General features: G+C 54.4%; 4 protein-coding genes and 1 pseudogene. All 5 read left to right on the plus strand.

Translation table 11 applies throughout. From position 1 onward, the window contains the following. Positions 1 to 233: 233 nt before the first annotated feature. On the plus strand, positions 234 to 1196 hold the full coding sequence (locus Q0176_RS01705; protein WP_299298535.1) for a dihydroxyacetone kinase subunit DhaK: 963 nt from the start codon (positions 234 to 236) through the stop codon (positions 1194 to 1196). Between the two features lie 4 nt (positions 1197 to 1200). After that, entirely contained in the window at positions 1201 to 1845 is a 645-nt protein-coding gene (gene dhaL, locus Q0176_RS01710; protein ID WP_299298538.1) for a dihydroxyacetone kinase subunit DhaL, read from the plus strand. A gap of 117 nt (positions 1846 to 1962) precedes the next feature. Further along, complete coding sequence (locus tag Q0176_RS01715; protein ID WP_299298541.1) at positions 1963 to 2427, plus strand: RpiB/LacA/LacB family sugar-phosphate isomerase; 465 nt, start codon at positions 1963 to 1965, stop codon at positions 2425 to 2427. A gap of 313 nt (positions 2428 to 2740) precedes the next feature. Beyond that, positions 2741 to 3490, plus strand: coding sequence for a sugar ABC transporter permease (locus tag Q0176_RS01720; RefSeq protein WP_299298544.1), 750 nt, complete (start codon positions 2741 to 2743; stop codon positions 3488 to 3490). A gap of 12 nt (positions 3491 to 3502) precedes the next feature. Beyond that, positions 3503 to 3933: pseudogene (locus Q0176_RS01725) on the plus strand (hypothetical protein); the annotation flags it as partial.

The following is a 3933-nucleotide window of genomic DNA, read 5'->3' on the forward strand; positions in this document are numbered from 1 at the left end:
AGGGGCGATTTCCTTCTAAGGAGGATCCTTTTAGACCGAGAGTCCCGTCTACTTTTCATGACCCCTTGGATTTACGAATATTGTGCTCGTTGTTTTCCGATGCTTTCTGCCGACATCCCGCTTGTTGCGAATACATGCGGAGGTGTCGGTGTTTTTCGGAAGAAGAGCCTGCGAGAAGGGAATGATTTTTAATGCAGCGTTTTGTGAATGACCCATCCAGGATCGTTGATGACATGCTTGTTGGATTCCTGAGAAATTATTCTTCTCTCTTGGCTCCCACAAATAATCCCCGCGTCGTCAAAACCCGTATGGCCGGAGAAAAGGGGCGGGTGGGCATTGTGACCGGAGGAGGATCGGGTCACAAACCCGCTTTTGTCGGGTATTTGGGGCGTAACATGGTGGATGCGGTGGCGGTGGGTGAAATTTTTTCGTCGCCTCCGGCTCAGGCCTTTTATGACGCCTTCCTCGCTGCCGATGGCGGAGTGGGCGTTGCCTGTCTGTATGGCAACTATGCCGGGGATAACATGAATGTCAAAATGGCCCGGGAACTGGCGGAGGAGGACGGCATCAAAGTCATGACCGTCGTGGCGAACGATGACGTCGCCTCGGCCCCCAAGGGACAGGAGGAAAAACGCCGAGGTGTCGCAGGCGAGGTATTGATGTGGAAGGTCGGCGGGGCCAAGGCGGCTCGTGGCGCCTCGCTCGAGGAGGTCGTCGCCGCAGCTCAGAAGGCCATCGACAATACCCGCAGCGTGGGGGTTGGGCTTACGCCCTGCACGATTCCTGCCGTCGGCAAGCCTAATTTCCAGATTGCACCGGGCAAGATGGAGCTGGGGATAGGACATCATGGCGAACCGGGGATACGTGTTGAAGATTTGGGAAACGCGGATGCAGTAGCTGAGAAGATGGTGGATATCGTTGTCCCCGATCTTCCTTTTGCGGCAAACGACGAGGTGGTTGTCCTGCTCTCCGGGCTGGGGGCGACGCCCGTTATGGAGCTCTATGTCCTTTTCGGCAAGGTCGCCGAACTCCTGGAGAAGAGGGGAATCCGGATTTATTCCTCCTACGTGGGCAATTATTTTACCTCCCTCGAGATGATGGGGGCCACCCTGACGGTCATGAAACTTGACGATGAGCTCAAGGAGCTCATGGATATGGAAGCGGAGAGCATGGGGTTGACCCAGTTTGGAAGGTGACGTTATGTCGTTTTTTCTGAATAAGGACGGGGCGGCCATCGTCAGGGCCCTGATCGGGACGATACAAAAAAATAAGGACTATCTCAGTGAGATCGATGGTGCGATCGGCGACGGCGATCACGGGGTCAACATGGAAAAGGGCTTTTCCCTCTGTGAATCCCGGGTCGATTGGTCGACGGCAACGTTCTTCGACGCGGCGAGGACGTTGAGCCGGGTCCTTATGATGGAGATAGGCGGATCCATGGGGCCGATCTACGGAACTTTTTTTGGAGAAATGGCTAAAGTGGCCAAGGGGAAGGAGAATCTTTCGCCCGAGGATTTCAGTGAGATGCTCCACGGCGCCATTTCGGGGATAGAGGGGTTGGGGGGGGCCCGATTGGGGGACAAGACCCTGTTGGATACGCTCATCCCCGCGGTCAATGCTTTTGACGCAGCGCTGGCGGAGAAGCGCGATTTTGAAATGGCCCTGTCCGCTATGTCCGAAGCGGCGCAAAAGGGGTGGGAAACGACCAGGGATATGGTGGCAAAAGTTGGGCGGGCCAGCCGTTTGGGGGAACGCTCCCGCGGCGTCCATGACGCAGGGGCGACCTCGTGCTGCCTTTTGCTGACGACTCTGGCCGAATCGATAACGCCTTTGCTCAGGTCCTGAGGGGGCCGGAGGGTACGGGCGCCGGAGAGATCGAACTTCCGCATGGAGCGGGGGCGCCGCGCAAGGAAAGCACTGCTGGAAACGCCTGACCGGAGAAAACAGAGGGGAAGTGTCGCTATGAGTCTTCTCGTGGGCTGCGATAATGCAGCCGTTTCCTTCAAGGAAAAAATCCTTGCCTTCTTGAGGGGTAGAAATGTGGAAGTGGAGGATGTAGGGGTTCATTCCGAGCTGGATGAGGAGCCTTATCCCGAGGTTGCAGCCCGCCTGGCAAGGCGGATTATCGAAAGCGGTTATACGAAAAAAGGCGTTTTGTTCTGCGGTACGGGTATCGGTATGGCAATAACGGCCAATAAATTTCCTGGGATTTATGCGACCCCGGTACACGACGTTTATTCGGCGGAGCGGGCCTGCCTCAGCAACGATGCGAACGTGATCACCATGGGGGCGCGTGTCGTCGGCGTCGAGTTGGCGGAAAAGCTGCTGATGGAATGGTTGTCATTGGAGTTCATTCCGGGGCGTTCCTCTTCGAAACTCGAGGCGATCAAACGCATCGAGAAGGAGAACTTCAGGGCATTTCAGTAAACACTTCAATCAATGAGTTGATGCACCCTGTGAAGGCTCTGTCCAAATTACGGATTGTTCTCGCAGCCTGACGCGGCGTCCTCGGAAAAGGGGATGAACTGCACGGCTGTGGATTCGGAGGAGGGAGTTGGGTTTGGAAAGCCGCACCGAAAAACTGGGACTTAAGGATGGTTACCTGAAGCGCCCCTTCCGGGAGAGGGCGAAGCCCTATCTTATTATTGCGCCCGCCCTGCTTTTAACCATCGGAATTTTATATCCTTTTGGAATGGCAGTTTATTATTCCCTGACGAACCTTTCTTTCAGGCGCCCCACGGTGCGCTTCACGGGCCTTGCCAACTGGGGCGAGATGTTCAGGGAGCCCGCATTCTGGCATGCCGTCTGGGTGACGGTCAAATACGCTTTCGTCACGACCGTCTCGGAAATCCTGCTGGGGCTGGGGATCGCGCTTCTCATTTGTAAAAAGGACAATTCCTTTTCAAGGGCCTTGAAGGTCCTGTTGGTTTTTCCCCTGATGGTCGCCCCGGTCATCGCGACCATCATCTGGCAGCTCATGACAAATACCTCCGTGGGTATCCTTGAGAAATTTCTCAATCTGTTTGGGGTATATGGCTTCCCCTGGGCATCCTCCCCATCTACGGCGCTCTTCACGGCGGCTCTCATCGATATATGGGTGTATACTCCCTTTGTCATTGTCCTTGTCGTGGCGGGGATCAATTCGCTGCCGAAGTCTCCTTTCGAGTCGGCGCAGATTGACGGCGGCTCTCCGTGGTTTACCTTCAAGAATTTGACCCTGCCGATGCTGAAGCCCTTTCTTTATATCGCCTTGATCTTCCGCCTGATGGCCTCCATGCAGGAATACGGCATTATTTTTGCCCTGACCAAAGGAGGACCGGGAGACACATTGATGAACCTGTCGTTGACCGCGTACAACAAGGGCTTTGCGTTCCTCAAATTCGGGGAGGCCATGCCTTACATTCTGTTCCTTTGGGTTATCATCTATATCATCAGCAAGAAATTGGTTTCCAATTGGCTTCTGGTTCAGAAAAAGGCCTCGGGGCGATAGGAGGAACCAACGTTGAAAAACAGACTTATGGAAGCGTGTGCACGCAATGCCGCTCTTCTTCTCTGGGCCCTTTTCGCGCTTTTTCCGCTTGTCTGGATGCTGATCATTTCGTTCAAAAGTGACGCTCAGATGTTCAACACCACGTTTTTCTTCGATCCTACTTTGGAGAATTACCGAGAGGTCCTGTTGAAGACAAACTACTTCAAATGCTTTATGGACAACCTGATTGTCAGCGCCGGCGCCGTCCTGTTATCCATAATCGTCGGCGTCCCGGCAGCCTATTCCCTTGCCCGGTTTTCCTTTCGAGCCAAGGAGGATCTGGCGTTTACCATCCTTTCCTTCAAGTTCGCCCCTGAAATCCTCGTCGTCCTCCCTTTATTCCTGATTTACCAGAAGATAGGGCTCTATGATACTTATTGGGGGCTCATCTGGGTTTATCAGCT

It is taken from the genome of uncultured Fretibacterium sp. (assembly GCF_938040765.1).
Classification (GTDB): Bacteria; Synergistota; Synergistia; order Synergistales; family Aminobacteriaceae; genus CAJPSE01.

Bases quoted from the DNA above. Each gene is read 5' to 3' on its own strand.
- Q0176_RS01705 (WP_299298535.1), top strand. From the start codon at position 234: ATGCTTGTTGGATTCCTGAGAAATTATTCTTCTCTCTTGGCTCCCACA.
- dhaL (WP_299298538.1), top strand. From the start codon at position 1,201: ATGTCGTTTTTTCTGAATAAGGACGGGGCGGCCATCGTCAGGGCCCTG.
- Q0176_RS01715 (WP_299298541.1), top strand. From the start codon at position 1,963: ATGAGTCTTCTCGTGGGCTGCGATAATGCAGCCGTTTCCTTCAAGGAA.